At 59.4% G+C, this 15,784-nt stretch carries 14 protein-coding genes and 1 pseudogene; 7 read left to right on the top strand and 8 right to left on the bottom strand.

Going from position 1 to position 15,784, the window contains the following annotated elements; all coding sequences use genetic code 11:
* Positions 1–127 precede the first annotated feature (127 nt).
* Positions 128–1,234 (top strand): isocitrate/isopropylmalate dehydrogenase family protein, encoded by a 1,107-nt coding sequence (locus tag ACVW0R_RS00395; protein ID WP_099812112.1) that lies wholly within the window; start codon positions 128–130, stop codon positions 1,232–1,234.
* 31 nt (positions 1,235–1,265) lie between these two features.
* Here ACVW0R_RS00395 and ACVW0R_RS00390 read toward each other — a convergent pair whose 3' ends face one another.
* Complete coding sequence (locus ACVW0R_RS00390; protein ID WP_011430313.1) at positions 1,266–2,192, bottom strand: D-isomer specific 2-hydroxyacid dehydrogenase family protein; 927 nt, start codon at positions 2,190–2,192, stop codon at positions 1,266–1,268.
* 272 nt (positions 2,193–2,464) lie between these two features.
* Here ACVW0R_RS00390 and ACVW0R_RS00385 point away from each other — a divergent pair, with 272 nt between their 5' ends.
* The 4 genes from ACVW0R_RS00385 to queA all read left to right on the top strand — a co-directional run bounded on the left by ACVW0R_RS00385 (position 2,465) and on the right by queA (position 7,715).
* A complete protein-coding gene (locus tag ACVW0R_RS00385; protein WP_240527662.1) occupies positions 2,465–3,751 on the top strand; it encodes a phosphodiester glycosidase family protein in 1,287 nt (428 codons plus the stop codon).
* 1,353 nt (positions 3,752–5,104) lie between these two features.
* The gene (locus ACVW0R_RS00380) at positions 5,105–5,755 is read left to right on the top strand and encodes a cob(I)yrinic acid a,c-diamide adenosyltransferase (protein ID WP_099812110.1); all 651 of its coding nucleotides are present in this window, start codon (positions 5,105–5,107) and stop codon (positions 5,753–5,755) included.
* 84 nt (positions 5,756–5,839) lie between these two features.
* Positions 5,840–6,433, top strand: coding sequence for a dCTP deaminase (gene dcd / locus ACVW0R_RS00375; RefSeq protein ID WP_011430319.1), 594 nt, complete (start codon positions 5,840–5,842; stop codon positions 6,431–6,433).
* Between the two features lie 91 nt (positions 6,434–6,524).
* Entirely contained in the window at positions 6,525–7,715 is a 1,191-nt protein-coding gene (gene queA, locus ACVW0R_RS00370; RefSeq protein WP_099835927.1) for a tRNA preQ1(34) S-adenosylmethionine ribosyltransferase-isomerase QueA, read from the top strand.
* Here the strand turns inward: queA and ACVW0R_RS00365 are convergent.
* The 7 genes and pseudogenes from ACVW0R_RS00365 to ACVW0R_RS00335 all read right to left on the bottom strand — a co-directional run bounded on the left by ACVW0R_RS00365 (position 7,712) and on the right by ACVW0R_RS00335 (position 13,388).
* Positions 7,712–8,488, bottom strand: a complete 777-nt coding sequence (locus tag ACVW0R_RS00365; RefSeq protein WP_011430321.1) for an HAD family hydrolase — start codon at positions 8,486–8,488, stop codon at positions 7,712–7,714. The genes queA and ACVW0R_RS00365 overlap by 4 nt on opposite strands.
* A gap of 28 nt (positions 8,489–8,516) precedes the next feature.
* On the bottom strand, positions 8,517–9,014 hold the full coding sequence (locus ACVW0R_RS00360; protein WP_457501452.1) for an aldo/keto reductase: 498 nt from the start codon (positions 9,012–9,014) through the stop codon (positions 8,517–8,519).
* Between the two features lie 171 nt (positions 9,015–9,185).
* A pseudogene (locus ACVW0R_RS00355) lies at positions 9,186–9,344 on the bottom strand (sugar phosphate nucleotidyltransferase); the annotation flags it as partial.
* Positions 9,345–9,447: 103 nt separating this feature from the next.
* Positions 9,448–10,461, bottom strand: coding sequence for an alpha/beta fold hydrolase (locus ACVW0R_RS00350; protein WP_457501451.1), 1,014 nt, complete (start codon positions 10,459–10,461; stop codon positions 9,448–9,450).
* Positions 10,458–11,390: a fatty acid desaturase family protein gene (locus tag ACVW0R_RS00345; protein ID WP_099816140.1), complete on the bottom strand. Its 933-nt coding sequence runs from the start codon at positions 11,388–11,390 to the stop codon at positions 10,458–10,460. The genes ACVW0R_RS00350 and ACVW0R_RS00345 overlap by 4 nt, the downstream gene beginning before the upstream one ends.
* Before the next feature lie 87 nt (positions 11,391–11,477).
* Entirely contained in the window at positions 11,478–12,782 is a 1,305-nt protein-coding gene (gene glnT / locus ACVW0R_RS00340) for a type III glutamate--ammonia ligase (protein WP_099812108.1), read from the bottom strand.
* Positions 12,783–12,809: 27 nt separating this feature from the next.
* Positions 12,810–13,388 carry an aldo/keto reductase gene (locus ACVW0R_RS00335; RefSeq protein ID WP_240527658.1) on the bottom strand — a complete coding sequence of 193 codons (579 nt, stop codon included), beginning with the start codon at positions 13,386–13,388 and terminating at the stop codon, positions 12,810–12,812.
* Positions 13,389–13,571: 183 nt separating this feature from the next.
* On the opposite strand from ACVW0R_RS00335, the gene ACVW0R_RS00330 reads away from it, so the two are divergent.
* Together ACVW0R_RS00330 and ACVW0R_RS00325 are read left to right on the top strand one after the other, a co-directional pair.
* Positions 13,572–14,084, top strand: a complete 513-nt coding sequence (locus ACVW0R_RS00330) for a hypothetical protein (RefSeq protein ID WP_041438337.1) — start codon at positions 13,572–13,574, stop codon at positions 14,082–14,084.
* A gap of 51 nt (positions 14,085–14,135) precedes the next feature.
* Positions 14,136–15,770, top strand: coding sequence for a CTP synthase (locus tag ACVW0R_RS00325; RefSeq protein ID WP_414388609.1), 1,635 nt, complete (start codon positions 14,136–14,138; stop codon positions 15,768–15,770).
* Positions 15,771–15,784 lie beyond the last annotated feature (14 nt).

Below are 15,784 nucleotides of genomic sequence, written 5' to 3'. Positions count from 1 at the left end.
TGGCCCCAACCTGTTTTATAGTCGTTTAAGCTTCGTTTAAGCTCAGGGATCCCCCACGGGCTCAAAGGCCGGCGCTAGGCGGGATCCCGTCAAGCTGCCAGCGTCAATCCTGGGAGGAGAAGGATTTGTGGCCTATCGTGTAACGTTGATCCCCGGCGATGGCATTGGCCCGGAAGTAACCAGGGCAATGACCACAGTCCTGGAGGCCACCGGGGTGGACTTGGAGTGGATCCGAGTAGAAGCAGGGGTAGAGGTGATTGAGAAATACGGCACGCCTTTGCCACCGCAGGTGTTGGAGTCCATCCGGGAAACCAGAGTGGCCATCAAAGGGCCCATCGGCACCCCTGTAGGCACGGGCTTTCGCTCAGTCAATGTAGCCATCCGCAAAGAGCTGGATCTCTACGCCAACCTGCGCCCGGCCAAGTCCCTCCCCGGCATCAAAAGCCCCTTTCAAGACATTGACCTGGTGGTGGTGCGGGAAAACACCGAGGATCTCTACGCCGGGATCGAGTTCGAGCGAGGCACCCCCGAAGCAGCCCACGCTCGCGAAGAGATGATGCGTCTTTCTGGCAAGTTCATCCGCGAGGGATCTGCCATTGGCATCAAACCCATTTCGGAGTTTGGCAGCCGTCGCATTGTCAAGTTTGCCTTCGAATACGCCCGCCAGAATGGCCGCAAAAAGGTAACGGCCGTTCACAAAGCCAACATCATGAAGTTTACCGACGGCCTGTTTTTGCAGGTGGCACGGGAGGTGGCCCAGGAGTACCCCGACATCGAGTTTGAAGATCTCATTGTCGACAACATGTGCCTGCAACTGATGCAAAAGCCCCAGCTCTACGATGTGCTGGTGCTCACCAATCTTTATGGGGATATTATCTCCGACCTGTGCGCCGGGATGATCGGCGGGCTGGGGGTGGCGCCAGGGGCCAACATCGGCGATGGCATTGCGGTTTTTGAGGCTATCCACGGCTCAGCGCCCAAGTATGCCGGCCAAAATAAGGTCAACCCCTCTGCCCTCATCCTCTCCGGGGCCATGATGTTGCGCTACCTGGGCGAGCGGGAAGCCGCCGCGAGGGTAGAAGCGGCAGTGCAGTCGGTCATTGCCGAAGGCAAATACGTCACCTATGACCTGGCGCAAGGGGAGCCTGTGGGCACCCAGGAGATGGCCGAGGCCATCGCCGCCCGCGTCCAGGAGATGGCTCCTCCCCAGGATCCTATTCCCATCGAGTCCTAGATCCCTGCTTCCCTCGGGAGAGGGTGAGGGCTCAGTAACCTAGAACCGGATCCACCACCCCCAGCAAGGGTTCTCCCAGCCGAAAGCGGCTCACATTTTCCCGCACCCGCTCGGAGAGGGCAGGGACAATCATGGCGTCGGTGATGGCCGTGTGGGGGGTAATTAGGCAATTGGGCAAGCGCCAGAGGGGATGTCCATCGGGCAGCGGTTCTGGATCCGTAACATCCAGGGCGGCACCCCGGATGATCCCCTCCTGCAAGGCGGCCACCAGGTCAGGGGTGACGATATGTTTGCCGCGCGCCACATTGACCAACCAACAGCCGGATCCCATCTGCTCCAGCTCTGGCCAGGCGATGATCCCCTCTGTCTCGGGGGTGAGGGCCAAGGCCAGGATCACCACATCCGCTCCTGCCAGCACTGCCTGCCGCTCCGCCAACGTCACCACCCGGCTGGCTCCCGGCAAGGGATCCGCCCTGCGCCGCACCACCTCAACGGAACACTGGAAGGGCTGCAACAAGCGGATCAGGGCCTGGGCAATGCCCCCCGCCCCGAAGATGACCACGCGGCTGCCCCAGAGGCTGGTGCCGGATCCCGGCTGCCAAGTCTGGGCCAGAGCGCGGTGCTTGAGATCCCGCAGGCCGGCCAAGGTGAGGGCCAGGGCATGCTCGGCCACCGCTTGGGCATAGACCCCCTTGCCGCAGGTCCACACATAGGCGGGATCCAGGATCCCTGCCTGGGCAAAAGGCTCCACGCCCGCCCAGGGCAACTGCACCCAGCGGATCCCCTTTCCTTCGGCAAGACACTGCTTGAGCTTGGGCACGTCAAAGGCATCGGCCCACACCAGAGCCTCCGCTTCCGCCAGCGGCACCAGTTCGCCACCCCCCGCCAGGACTGCCTCTTTTAACCAGGGTCGGAGGTGGTCGGGTTCGACGGCTATGCGTCTGCCTTGGATGCCCATCAGAGCTCTCGAAGATGACTTCCCCTTTGCCAGGATATCGCTGGCAGAAGGGGGTGGGAAAAGCCTCAGAACTGTTAAGGGATCCCAAAGGGAGGATGGGAAGGGATGCCGGAATCGCTAGGTTAGGAGCTGTAGCCTCTGCCTCTTCTTCTCGTCTTCAGCCCATGACCCTTTCTGAGTTTTTGACCTTGGTGCTGCTGCTTTTTCCGGGCATTCTGCTGTCTTTGATTTTGATGGCCACTTTTGCCGCCGGCGGATAGGAGCTGCCAAGCTTGCTCAAAGCCAAAAACTTGCCCTCTTCCTGCCAGATGCAGTTTCCCAACTTGGCGCCTTGGGTGGTGCCGGCAAGGTGGGTCTCTTGGTCCAAAGCTGTGGCCTGGGCGGGGGCAGCTCTCCTCTTGCTCAGCAACCTACCTGTCCCTGCCCAGACGCTCCTCAACGGGCAGCCTGTGCGGGTAGTAGAGGGGATCCCTTTGTACCAAAGGATGGTTTGGCTGGAGGATCGACGGATCCTGGTTTCCGTCGTGGCAGTTTCCCTAGCCGCCGGCCAGTTGCGCCCCATTTGGGCCGACCCTGCCAGTCTAGTGGGCCTGGGGGAGCTGCCCGCTTTTAGCCGCGAACGGGGAGCGGTGGCTGCTATCAACGGCGGCTTCTTTAACCGCAATACCCGCCAGCCGCTGGGGGCCATTCGCCTGGAAGGCCGCTGGATCTCCAGCCCCATCTTGGGCCGAGGGGCGATTGCCTGGTTTGACGCCGCCAATTCTCCCCCTGGCTTGGAGCCGGTGCGCTTTGCCCGCCTGCGGATGCAAATAGAGCTGCGCAACGACTTGGGGGATCGGATCCCCTTGGTCGGCATCAACAGCGGCTACATCCTGCCCGGGATCGCCCAGTACACCCCTGATTGGGGATCCACCTACACCACCCAGACGGACGACGAAGTTCTCCTCATTGTGCAAGAAGACCGGCTGCAGCAGATCCTGTCGGCAGGCGTTGCCGGCAAAGTGACGGTGCCGATCCCTCCCAAAGGCTACATACTGGCAGCACGAGGGCTAGAGGGCGCTCTAGAAGCCGGCAAGCTGATCCCAGGAGATCGCCTCCGGCTGGACTGGACGGTGGATCCGCTGGAGCTGGAAGCCTACCCCCACATTCTGGGGGCAGGGCCGCTCTTGCTCTTGGACGGCCAGGTGGTCCTGGATGCCGAATTGGAGGGGTTTCAGCCTCTCTTCCGCCGGCAACAGGCTGCCCGCAGCGCCATCTGTCTGCGGCAGGGGCAACCGGACAACAGGGATCTGCTCCTGGTGGCCGCCGGCAATGCCCAGGAAAACCAAGGGCTCACCCTGTTGGAGATGGCGCAGTTGTTGCGGCAGTTGGGCTGTCGCCACGCTTTGAACCTAGATGGAGGCCGCTCTTCCACACTGGTGCTGGGGGAAGAAGCCGTCAATCTGGAGCCAGAGATCGGACTAGCCGACGGCGAGACTGATCCCAATACAACGAGATCTCGGCGGCGCCTACCCCGGGTTCACAATGGCTTGGGTTTTTTCTCCAACCTAAGTCGCTAGCGGCAAACCAAGACAACTCTTCCGGCAGCAGGATACGGTTCTTTTGATGTACGGCTCGAGCGTCGGATCCCCATCTGCTTTCTGGCTACTTTTTAATCAGCTTTTAATCAGCTTGACACTCCCTCTGCCTGAAGGCGCAGTCCACAAACGAACTCGTAGAGGCGTTGTCAAGCCACCCCTAGACAGCCCCTTGAGGCAGAGCCCCAAGGTTCTACTTACTTTTCTGAGACTAAAGGAGGCTTCTCAGAGAAGAAAGAGCCTTGCCCCCCTTGCGCCATAGGATCCCGGCAACATCGGTACCCAAGGATCTGGAGCGCGGAGTGACCGGCTTCAAATGGGATCCAACCCCAGCTTTTTCCGGCAACCCTGACGGGAGCCGCTACGGATCCGTTCCTTGTCTGCAGCGATCCTGCTTGCCTACAGAACCCTCATAAAGTTGGCAAAAACCCAATAGAAATTCCCATTCATTTGATCAGGAAACAGCGACGCAATCTATATAGAAATACTGAAGTTTAATTCAACAGAAAAACTATCAAACAACCAACTGTGCGAAAAATTGGTCTTGCAATAAGTTTTACATTATTTTCCAATTAACCGCCGATCCTGATAGACCTTATCAAAAGACCATCTTTATGACGGCAGTAAACAATCTGCGTTTATCGACCTAAGAAAGTAGACCTTCTGGCTCTGTGGTCGCAACCTTTCTCAAATGAACTACTTTGGAATGCACACAAGTTCTTCGACTTCCAATCAAGCGGATTAGTCTATAGTCTATGCCGAGCAAGGCTCCTGGGACGCCTCAAGTCTCTTTTCTATTGAGTTGAGCAAGCCGCCGTCATTGGCCTTCTCATGTATTGAGAGTTAATCTTATCTAGAAAAAGTGATCTTTTGCTTGCATCTTTTTGGGGCACATTTTCGTGATTAAGCAAGATGGCTAGACGCTTAAGCTTTTACACCTCGGCGGAAGTTTTATTAAGATCTCATCCAAAAGCTTTTCTTCTCGCCCATCGCCTCCGCCTGGCAAAAAGCTAGGATGGGCAAGGATTATACTTTCTAACACCGTATTCGGGGCGATTTGTGTGTCGACGGGAAACAGAACTGACTCGTTGACGAATAGGCACAGGTGGTGTTTCATGGAATCCGTAGTCAATGTTTTCCACCACTTGTAAGCCTTGCGTCCCATCAGTTGCCGTTTGCCTTGGCAGGCGGTAGTTGCTTGTGGCTCTCCTTCGCGTCTCCGCAACGGTGACGGATAGGGCTTTTGTTCCTCGGCAAAGCCGCCCAGACCAAGGGCCTTGTCCCCTAGCCCCCTCACGAGATAAAACCGTGGTTCGCACTGCCTCACCCAATCCTATGCCCTCCCCCAAGGATGCCGTTCCTGTTGCCCGCATCAAACAGCCTGCAGCCCAGGCCAACCCTGCTGCCGGCGACCGCTTTTTCCAGCGGGACGGAGCCTTTTCTGCCCAGCTGATCCCCCAGGGATCCCTGCAGCTCTACACCCATCCCAGCCGGGGCATGTTCACTCCTGTGATGGCTCAGGCACTGCGCTTGGCCGGCCAGGGGACGCGGGTGTTGATCGTGCAATTTCTCAAGGGCGGGATCAACCAGGGGCCGGAAAATCGTCTTTTGCTGGGCAGCTCGCTGGAGTGGGCCCGCTGTCGTCTGCACCGCTGCATCGATACGCCTCACCTGGAGCCGGAGGAGCGGGTGGCTCTGGACGAGCTGTGGCAATTTACTCAGGAGGCGGTCAGGAGTGGCCGTTATGGCTTGGTGGTGCTAGACGAGTTGGGCCTGGCCATCAAGCTGGGCCTGATCCCGGAGGCGCAGGTGCTGGATTTGATCGATCAGCGCCCAGTCTGGATGGACATGGTGATCACCGGGCCGGAGATGCCGGATTCTCTCCTGGAGCGCGCCGATCTGATCACCCAGCTACGTCCACGGCGGGATCCAGTCCTCGTTCCTCCTTCCCCAGAGGGCGGCCCCCCGCCGAGAATGGATCCCTAGCGGGTCAGCAGCTCGTAGCCTTGCCAGCAGCGACTGCGCTCTCTTCTCCAAACTCTCTGGCCTGTCGGGCAGCCTGTTGCAGCCATGTTAAAAAACGACCGCTGGATCTACGAGCAAGCGCAACGGGGGATGATCGAGCCGTTTTGTCCTGAGCTGGTGCGCCGCGTGGAGTGGAACGGCCAAATGCGGCCCGTCTTGAGCTACGGGCTCTCGTCCTACGGCTACGACATTCGCCTGTCACCGGTGGAGTTCAAGATCTTCCGCCACGTGCCCGGCACGGTGGTGGATCCCAAGCGGTTTAACCCCAAAAACCTGGAACCTGTGGAGCTGCACCACGACGAGATGGGGGACTACTTCATCATCCCCGCCCACTCCTACGGCCTGGGCGTCTCCCTAGAACGGCTGCAAGTCCCGGATAACATCACCGTCATCTGCATTGGCAAGTCCTCCTACGCGCGGGTAGGGCTGATCGCCAACCTCACCCCAGCCGAGGCGGGGTGGCGGGGCTATCTCACCTTGGAGTTCTCCAACGCTTCCAGCGCCGACTGCCGCGTGTATGCCAATGAAGGGGTGGTGCAGCTCCTCTTCTTGGAAGGGGATCCCTGCCAGACCACCTACGCCGACCGCCAGGGCAAGTACCAGGATCAACCCCAGCGGGTGGTGGTGGCCAAGGTCTAGGTGGCACACCCTCCCCCCAATCCCTCCCGGACAAAGCCTCTGGCAACCGGCATCCGTCGGCTATGCTGGAGGCGTGCTGCTGTGTTTGTCCATGAGCCATTCTTTCCTACTGGCTGCTTCTGCTGGCCAAGCCGAACCCGGCCAGCTTCTTCCAGGGAGCGTTGGAGAGCTCAACCCGGATCTCCTAACGGCTAGCTACGACTACTCCCTGCCCCCTGAGCGGATCGCGCAAGCCCCTGTGGAGCCACGGGATCAGGCGCGAATGCTGGTGGTGTACCCAGATAGGCACGAGCACCGCCGCTTCTGCGACCTCCCCGACTACCTGCAGGCCGGGGATCTGCTGGTTCTCAACGACACCAAGGTAATCCCAGCCCGGCTATGGGGGGCTAAGGTTTTGCCGGGAAAGGACGCTTCCGGGGCACGGGTGGAGGTTTTGCTGCTGGAGCCCATCCCGGCCAACACCTCCAAGCAGGAGCAAATCTGGCGGGTCTTGGTTAGGCCAGGCAAACGGGTCAAGGTGGGGGATCAAATCCGGTTTTGGGATCGCCAGGGATCCCCGGCTGAACTGGGGGCCACAGTGCTGGCCGTGGACGCGGAGACGGGTGGCCGGGTGGTGCAGTTGACCTGGGAAGGGGCGGATACCTTTGAGCAGATCCTGGGGCGGGTGGGGCGGATCCCGCTCCCTCCCTATCTGAAAGCTGCCCACGCCCTTGATCCGACAAGCGCGGGAGTCCGACCTGAAGACTATCAAACGGTCTGGGCCAGACACCCGGGCTCGGTGGCCGCCCCCACCGCCGGGCTGCATTTTACCCCCCAGCTCTTGGAGCGGCTGGCCCAAAAGGGGATCCAAACTGCCTACATCACCCTCAACATCGGCCTGGGCACCTTCCGCCCGGTGGAGGCGGAGCGAGTAACCGACCACCGCTTGCACAGCGAGTGGCTCAAGGTGCCAGCGGAAACGGTGGCCACTATTCGCGAAACCCAGGCCCAGGGAAGGCGGGTGATTGCCGTGGGGACAACGGTGGTGCGGGCACTGGAAACGGCAGCCCTCTGCGGCACCCTGCAACCCTGGCAGGGAAAAAGCGACCTCTTTATCTACCCCGGCTACTCCTGGCGGGTGGTGCAGGGGCTGATCACCAACTTTCATCTGCCCCGCTCCAGCCTGATGATGCTGGTGGCAGCCTTGATCGGGCGAGAGCGTTTGCTGGATCTCTACCAAGAGGCCATCCGGGAGGGTTATCGGTTCTACTCCTTTGGGGACGGCATGCTGATCCTGCCCTAGGGAGAACCCTGCCCTTTGGCTAAGGGTTTGCCAGGAGGGTCGGCAGGACGGTCTTGGCCAGTGGCAAACCAAGTTTGGAGGCGCTCCCATTCCACTTGGGGGTAACCATCCACCGCCCAGTTGGCCCGCCGCTGCAACATGTGCAGCGGGAAGAAGGTGGCTAGGGCCAAGACCGGGATCCCTTGCGAGCGAGCTGCTTGAATGCCGGCGTAGGTGGCTTCAAAACTCAAGCACTCCTGAGGGGAAAGCCCCATCCGCTCTAAAAGCAGACGGTGCAACTGCCCCGGTGATAGGGCGGGATCCCCTGCCTCGCCGGTTACGCGGTAGCGAAAGTCATGAGTCAGCCGCGCCAGAGCTGGACAGGGGAAGCGCTCCAAAAAAGCCTCCACCTCAGCAGCGGCGTGGCCGCTCACTAGGCCCACCTTGAGCTGCAGCCGCTCCAGCTTCTCTAGGGCCTCTGCCAAACCGGGGACAAGAAGGGATCCCTTCTGCTCCTGCAGAGCCTGTTGATAGTAAAGGGCCTTGCGGCGCAACAACTCTTCTCGTTGCTTGGGGCTGAGCACCCGTCCCTGGGCTTGCCAAAGCGCCGGCAGGCGCTCCCAATCCGGTCGGCCCAGATAGTGCAGCCGGTAGAGCTCCTTTTGCTCCCGGGATCCCAGATCCCAGGGACGCAGGTTCTCCTCCAGCAGCACTTGGTTGATGGCGTGGAGGTGCAGCCCCTCGTCGTCGGCCACCACACCGCTCCAGCTTAGGATCACCCCTTGCAGCGCCATTGGACAGCCTTACCCCCCACTCCTTGCTCTAGGCAGCACGGGCAGGGGGGGCCATGAAGCTGGGGGGGATGGGTTCGGGGACATGCCTTTGCAGGATCGCGTCGATGGCCTGCATTGCCTCCGCCTCCAGCGACCAGCCCCACACGCCGGCTAGGTCCTCCAACTGCTGGCGCTTGCGCGCTCCCCACAGGATTGCACTTACTCCCGGCTGATCCAAGAGCCAGCGCACCGCCAACTGGGGCAGGGTTTTGCCGTAGCGCTCTCGCGCCAGCCGGCTCAGCTCTTCCGCTGCTTGCAAGTAGTGGGAGTAGCGAGGCTCTGCAAACTTGGGATCGATGCCGCCGCGCAGATCTCCAGGCGGAAACTTGGTTTGCGGAGTCAGCCTTCCCCCCAACAGCCCCCGGCAGAGGGGACTGTAGATTAGCGTGGCAATGCCGTTGGCCTGGCAGTAGGGCAGGACATCTGCTTCGATCTGGCGCTCAAACAGGTTATAGGGCGGCTGGGCCGTGTGTAGGGGTCCCGGCAAGGACCCGGAGCTAGAGGATGGCAAGCCCCAGAATTGGCGGCAGTATCTGCTGGAACTCAGTGGTATTCCCTGGTGGATCGGCAAGCTCAAGACGTACTTTTACCTGGCGACAGGACAACTGCAGCGATACCCTTACGTTCCCGAAGCGGAATTGAACTGGGTCAAAACCTAGATTTTATGCACCTCTGAATTAATGCAATTGCTGACAGGAATATCAATCAAACGGTATTTCCCAGCTAGGGGTACAGCAGGTTTTGCCCGTAATTTGGTCAAGGGATACAGCCGTGTTCCAGCACCGCCGCCTAGAATAATCGCCAAAACCCGCTTCATGGTTTCGCCTCCCCTTGCGGTTGTCAGTATCAGGGTGCCCCGCTCCGGTACCGCTGACAAGAGTATCTTACTCCTGTTGTAGCATTTGTTGCACTGCCCTTACTCAGGAACAGTGGATGAGTTCCTGGATGGCATCCCGAATAAATGCCGCATCTACCGGATTTTGGTAGGGATTACCGGCTCGATGCCCCCACAGGGAAGGAATCTCTTTGTACATCGCATTGGGGATGTATTCCGCCTCGGCCCGACAGTCTGCGGGGGTGAAATAGAGATCGGTTTGCCCGGCCATGACCAACGTATGGGCACGAATGCTTCTGAGAGCCGCCTGGTAGTCGCCCTGGTAAATGGGGTTATCACTGACATCACAGCGAATCCAGGTTTCGAGCATCGCCAGCAAATCATGGGGATCACGGCGGCGATAATTGGCCTCCCAACCACGAACCAGGTAGTCTTCCAGCGAGGCATACCCCAACCCCTCATAGAGCCTCTGGCTAAAAAACGGCTGGGATACCGCCCAACTGGCGTAGATGTAGGCAAAAGCCCGAAACCCCCGGTCAGGTACCCCCACAAACCGCCGCCCATTCCAAGCCGCATCCGCTGTCAGCGCCGCCCGTAAACTTTCCAAGAACAGCCGGTTGTGAACCGTAGTTTTAGCCGTACCGCACAGAGCCGCAATCCGTTCTACCCGCTCTGGAAACAGCGCCCCCCAGTGATAGGCCTGCTGCGCCCCCATAGACCAGCCGTAGATGAGGGCAATCCGCTCAACCCCGAAATGCTGCCGCACGAGACTCTCTTGCAGTCGCACATTGTCCCAGTGGCTAAACCAAAAGCCATCTTCCCGCAGCCCACAGTTGGGGTCATTACTGGGCGAAGTCGAACAGCCATTGCCCAGCATATTGGGAATGACAATAAACCAGCGTTCCGGGTCGAGAATGCCATCGGGGGCAATGAGCCAATCAATATCCGAATGGTGCGCTCCGAAGGACGTGGGGTACAGCACCAAGTTATCCCGCCGGGGAGAAAGCTGACCGTAGGTGGCATAGGCCAGCGTCACCCGGGGTAAACAGACGCCACACTGTAGCTCAAAATGCTCCAACTGCCAGAACTGGGTCCTCATCCGGTCAAGGATTGGATGATCTGATAATGCACCCTCAGGTATCCCGCCTCCACGTGTGCCAGATGGGGCCGCAGGTAGGCATGAGCCTGAGCCAGTGCATGGAAAGGCAGCGAAGGGTACAGATGGTGCTCCGCATGGTAGGGCATATTCCACATGAGTAACCGCACCGGCCAAAGCGTAAGCGTCGTGCGGGTGTTGGTCAAAGGATTCTCATCCTGGCTACAGCCCGTGTGTTCCGCCAGCAGAATAAAGCGCAAAATCGGTTGCCCTACCGCCAAAGGCCATAACCACAGTACCAGGAACCCAGGCCAGCCCGTCCCTACCCAGATAGCCATCCCCAGGGCATAAACAGCCAACTGCCACCGCACCGAGCGGATCACCTCTGCCCGTGCCGCTTCGGGAACGTAAGGGTATCGCTGCAGTTGTCCTGTCGCCAGGTAAAAGTACGTCTTGAGCTTGCCGATCCACCAGGGAATACCACTGAGTTCCAGCAGATACTGCCGCCAATTCTGGGGCTTGCCATCCTCCAGCTCCGGGTCCTTGCCGGGAATTTGCGTGTAGCGATGATGCCACGTGTGGTAGTAGCGGTAAAAGGTACTGTTATAAAACGACAGCAACCCTGCAAACCAAGCAACACCGTCGTTGATTTTGGGGCTGGCAAAAGCCGTGCGATGGACGCATTCGTGCAACGCCGCAAACATGGTCGCCAAACTGGTTCCGTAAACCACCAACGCAGGCAGGGCAACCCACCAGCGCCATCCCATCTGGGTCCACCACAGACTCCCACTGACCCCCATAACTGCTAGGTGCATCAGTAATTGCACCCATCCCGCCCGGTCGGAGCGCACATGGAGTTGCTTGAGCACTTCTGCTGGAATCAGACGGTGGGGATCACATGGCCACGCTTCCACAGTACGATTGGCTGACATACCCGCCATAAAAGCCCCTTGGAGTCAACATATTTCCCGGTAATTTTAGACAAACATTGCCGTTGCCATCGTATCCTAGGCAACCCTTTAGCAGTCCAGGGTTGTTTCTCGTTCCCAGGGAGTAATCTGGCGGCTGTACTCCTGCCATTGCTGTTTTTTCAACTTCACGTAAGCATCAACGAAAGCATCCCCCAAAGCCGCCCGAAACATGGCACTGCGATCCAAATGTTCCAGCGCTTCTATTAGGGACGTAGGCAGAGTCGGCAATCCGGGAATCGGGTCGGTGTAGGTATTGTTGTCGCAACGAGTACCAGGGTGACGCTGGTGACAAATCCCATCCAGCCCCGCTGCAATCAGACCCGCCGCCAGGAGATAGGGGTTAGCCGCACCATCAGCCAAACGCAACTCAAACCGACCCGGCTCAGGGATGCGAATCAGGTGGGTGCGGTTGTTGCCGCTGTAGCTAATCGTGGCAGGTGCCCAGGTGGCCCCCGAAGCCGTAGGCGGCGCATGGAGACGGCGATAGGAATTCACCGTCGGGTTGGTCAGGGCACACAACGCCGGAGCATGGTACAGCACCCCGCCGATAAAGTAATACGCCAGCGACGAGAGACCCAGTTCCCCTTTGGCATCGGCAAACAAATTGGTTGTCCCGGTCACATCCCAAACCGACAGATGGGTATGGCAACCATTGCCCGTCAGATGGGGAAATGGCTTGGGCATGAACGTCGCCCGATAGCCGTGCCGTTCCGCAATGCTTTTCACCATGTATTTGAAAAAGGCATGACGGTCGGCGGTAACCAGCGCATCGTCAAATAACCAATTCATTTCAAACTGCCCGTTAGCATCCTCGTGGTCGCTCTGGTAGGGATGCCAACCCAGCTTTTGCATCCCATCGCAGATACCCCGAATCACCGCAAAACGACGCATCAGGCTTTGCTGGTCGTAGCACGGCTTGGCTTGGCAATCCTGCCCATCGGAAATGGCCCACTCCGTAGGGGATAGGAGCATAAACTCACATTCCACCCCCGTCTTGACCCGGAAACCCAGGCGTTCTGCCTGCGCCAACACCTTTTTCAGCACCCAGCGTGGCGTTTGTTCCAAAGGCTCCCCGTTGGCCTGAATCAAATCCGCAGGCATCCACCCCACCTCTGGTTGCCAAGGTAATTGGAATAGGCGCTGGCGATCCGGCTGGGCAAACACATCCGCATCCGCAGGGGTCAAATCCAACCACGTAGCAAATCCCGCAAAACCTGCCTGCCCATCGGCCATGCGGTCAATTGCTGAAGCAGGCACCAACTTGGAGCGCTGCGTGCCAAACAAATCCGTAAATGAGATCAGGAAATAATCAATACCCTGGCTGCGGGCAAGTTCTGAAAGTACCGGCATCATTAGAATTACTAGGGTTATGGAGTTAGTTTAGGCACTCAACCCCGGCAAAAGTGTCATCTCAGATACGAAAGTCCCAACTATCGTGATCAGGGAGAATACAGCCACCTGGCGGAAGCGCTCCATCTGCTCTGGAGAAAAGTTGCTCACCCCAATGGCGCGGATCTTTCCTTCCTGGAGTAGGCGGCCGAAAAAGGCAGCCGTCTCCTCCAGGGGCTCCAAGGGATCCGGCCAATGCACCTGGTAGATGTCGATCACATCCGTCTGCAGGCGGCGGAGGGAGTTTTCCAGATCCTGAGCTAGCCAACTTAGGCTGCAGTTGCGCACCACCTTGCCGTTTATCCACTGCAGGCCGGCCTTGGTGGCGATTGCCACTCGATCCCGGCAGCCGGCATCCCGGATGGCCCGTCCCAAAAGCTCTTCCGAAAGGCCGCGGCCGTAGGCCGGAGCCGTGTCAAAGAGGGTAATCCCTAGGTCAATGGCCTTGCGGAGGGTGGCATAGGCCTCCTGGGGATCCGCCGGCCCCCACCAATCCCCGGTCATGCTCCAGGTGCCCAACCCCACGCGGCTCAGCCGGAGCCCCGTCTTGGCAAGTGTAACAAACTCCATGGCAACTTCTGCAAAGGATCCCGTTTCAGGATGCTAACAGGCGCCAGGGGAGGACAAAGCCGGTTGCGCAGACAACCCACGTGCCTAGCTGCTGGTGGAAAAAGAGTCCGGGCTTTTGCCTCTACTTTCCTAACTAGAGGCTCAGTAGAGTGGGGATTGAAAAATTCACATCGGCATGGCTCTATGAAGTCCATTTTCCGTCTCTGCCTGGGCGGCGTTGTAATCTGGGGATTCCTGCCTTCTGCCCAGGCGCAGGTGGTCACCCCCCTTTTTCCAGAACCTGCCAGAACCCCGATTCCAGTCGAGCCGCTGCCCCCTAGCCAGGATATTCCCACTCTGCCGATTGTGCCAGATCCGCGGCCTGTGCCGCCCACACCCCCCCGGCCAAGGCCGCTGCCGACGGGGACTTTTGAGGAAATCAGCCGCTACTTCCGCGATCTCAACCGGGCCAAGAACTTGGCCCGCCAAGCGGCTGAAATTGCCAACGGGGGCTTGCAGCGCTACCGCGCCGAAGCTGCCATGCACGGGGCGGCCATCGACGCGCCCTTTGAAGAGTTGGAAGATGCCTGGATCTTCACCTTCCGCGGCGGCGAGCCCGGCTTCGTCCAGCCCAGCATCGAAACCCAGGTGCGGGTGGATCGGCGCACCTTCCAGACCACCATCCTCTACAACGGCCCCATCCGCTCTCGGCCCTAAGGAAGCCCTGGGATCCCTGGCATAATCAGAAGAGGGCAAGGGATCGGGGGTATGGCCAAGTTTGTCTTCATCACCGGCGGAGTCGTCTCCAGCATTGGCAAGGGGATCGTGGCAGCCAGCTTGGGGCGTCTGCTCAAGTCCCGCAACTACACCGTGTCGATTTTGAAGCTGGATCCCTACATCAATGTGGATCCCGGCACCATGAGCCCCTACCAGCATGGGGAAGTGTTCGTCACCGACGATGGCGCCGAGACAGACTTGGACTTGGGCCACTACGAGCGCTTCACCGACACCAACATGTCCAAGCTCAACAACGTCACCACCGGCGCCATCTACCAGGCGGTGATCTACAAAGAGCGGCGGGGGGATTACCAAGGCAGCACGGTGCAGGTGATCCCCCATGTTACCCAGGAGATCAAAGAGCGCATCCGGCGGGTGGCCCGCGAGACCAACCCCGACGTGGTGCTGGTGGAGGTGGGGGGCACGGTGGGGGATATCGAGTCTCTGCCCTTTTTGGAGGCCATCCGCCAATTTCGCAAAGATGTGGGCCGGGCCAATGTGGCCTATGTGCATGTTACCCTGGTGCCTCTCATCAAGGCGGCGGGGGAAATGAAAACCAAGCCCACTCAGCACTCAGTCAAGGAGCTGCGCTCGATTGGGATTCAGCCAGATGTGTTGGTGTGCCGCTGCGAGCAGCCCTTGCCCCGCAGCATCAAGGAGAAGATCTCCGAGTTTTGCGACGTGCCGGTGGAATGTGTTATCCAGGCCCAGGATGCCCCCAGCATCTACGATGTGCCCTTGGTGCTGGAGCAGGAAGGGTTGGCGCAGCGGGTTTTGCAGATCCTCAACCTGGAGCCGCAGCAGCCGGATCTGCGCGAGTGGGAGCTCCTGGTGCAGCGGCTGCACCACCCTCAAGAGCAAGTGGAGATCGCCATTGTCGGCAAATACGTGCGCCTTACCGACGCCTACCTCTCGGTAGCGGAAGCCCTGCGCCATGCGGGCCTGGCTCTCAATGCCGGCGTTACTTTGCGCTGGATCTCTTCTGAGGAAGTCGAGGAGCGGGGGCCAGAAGCCCTGCTGGCCGATGTAGACGGCGTGGTGGTGCCGGGTGGGTTTGGCAGCCGCGGCATCGAGGGCAAGGTGGCCACCATTCGCTACGTGCGCGAGCGGGGCATTCCCTTTCTGGGGCTGTGTTTGGGCATGCAGTGTGCGGTGATCGACTGGGGATGCAACATTGCCGGCCTGGAGCGGGCCAACAGCTATGAGTTCGATCCCGACACCCCCCACCCCGTCATCAGCCTGTTGCCAGAGCAAAAAGATGTGGAACATTTGGGGGGAACCCTACGCCTGGGCCTCTACCCCTGCCGCATTCTGCCCGACACCCTGGCGGCCAAGCTCTACGGTGAGACAATTGTTTATGAGCGCCACCGCCATCGCTATGAGTTCAACAACGCCTACCGCAGCCTATTCCTCGAGTCCGGCTACGTGATTAGTGGTGTCTCGCCCGATAACCGCCTGGTGGAAATTATCGAGCTGCCCAGCCACCCCTTTTTCATCGCCACCCAATTCCATCCCGAGTTTCGCTCCCGCCCCAACCGTCCCCATCCCCTCTTTTTGGGGCTGATCGAGGCTGCTTTGCGCAGCCGTTCCCGGCCGCAAGCCCTGCAGTTGCAGAACACAGGCTAGGGCATTGGGGTTAA

This window comes from Thermostichus sp. MS-CIW-15, assembly GCF_054060575.1.
Note: the sequence above shows the minus strand (reverse complement) of the source record. Positions and strands in the feature narration are given on the sequence as shown.

Bases quoted from the DNA above. Each gene is read 5' to 3' on its own strand.
- ACVW0R_RS00365 (WP_011430321.1), bottom strand. From the start codon at position 8,488: ATGGCGCTGCAAGGGGTGATCCTAAGCTGGAGCGGTGTGGTGGCCGAC.
- ACVW0R_RS00380 (WP_099812110.1), top strand. From the start codon at position 5,105: ATGCCCTCCCCCAAGGATGCCGTTCCTGTTGCCCGCATCAAACAGCCT.
- ACVW0R_RS00325 (WP_414388609.1), top strand. From the start codon at position 14,136: ATGGCCAAGTTTGTCTTCATCACCGGCGGAGTCGTCTCCAGCATTGGC.
- ACVW0R_RS00330 (WP_041438337.1), top strand. From the start codon at position 13,572: ATGAAGTCCATTTTCCGTCTCTGCCTGGGCGGCGTTGTAATCTGGGGA.
- dcd (WP_011430319.1), top strand. From the start codon at position 5,840: ATGTTAAAAAACGACCGCTGGATCTACGAGCAAGCGCAACGGGGGATG.
- ACVW0R_RS00350 (WP_457501451.1), bottom strand. From the start codon at position 10,461: ATGAGGACCCAGTTCTGGCAGTTGGAGCATTTTGAGCTACAGTGTGGC.
- ACVW0R_RS00390 (WP_011430313.1), bottom strand. From the start codon at position 2,192: ATGGGCATCCAAGGCAGACGCATAGCCGTCGAACCCGACCACCTCCGA.
- queA (WP_099835927.1), top strand. From the start codon at position 6,525: ATGAGCCATTCTTTCCTACTGGCTGCTTCTGCTGGCCAAGCCGAACCC.
- glnT (WP_099812108.1), bottom strand. From the start codon at position 12,782: ATGATGCCGGTACTTTCAGAACTTGCCCGCAGCCAGGGTATTGATTAT.
- ACVW0R_RS00335 (WP_240527658.1), bottom strand. From the start codon at position 13,388: ATGGAGTTTGTTACACTTGCCAAGACGGGGCTCCGGCTGAGCCGCGTG.
- ACVW0R_RS00345 (WP_099816140.1), bottom strand. From the start codon at position 11,390: ATGTCAGCCAATCGTACTGTGGAAGCGTGGCCATGTGATCCCCACCGT.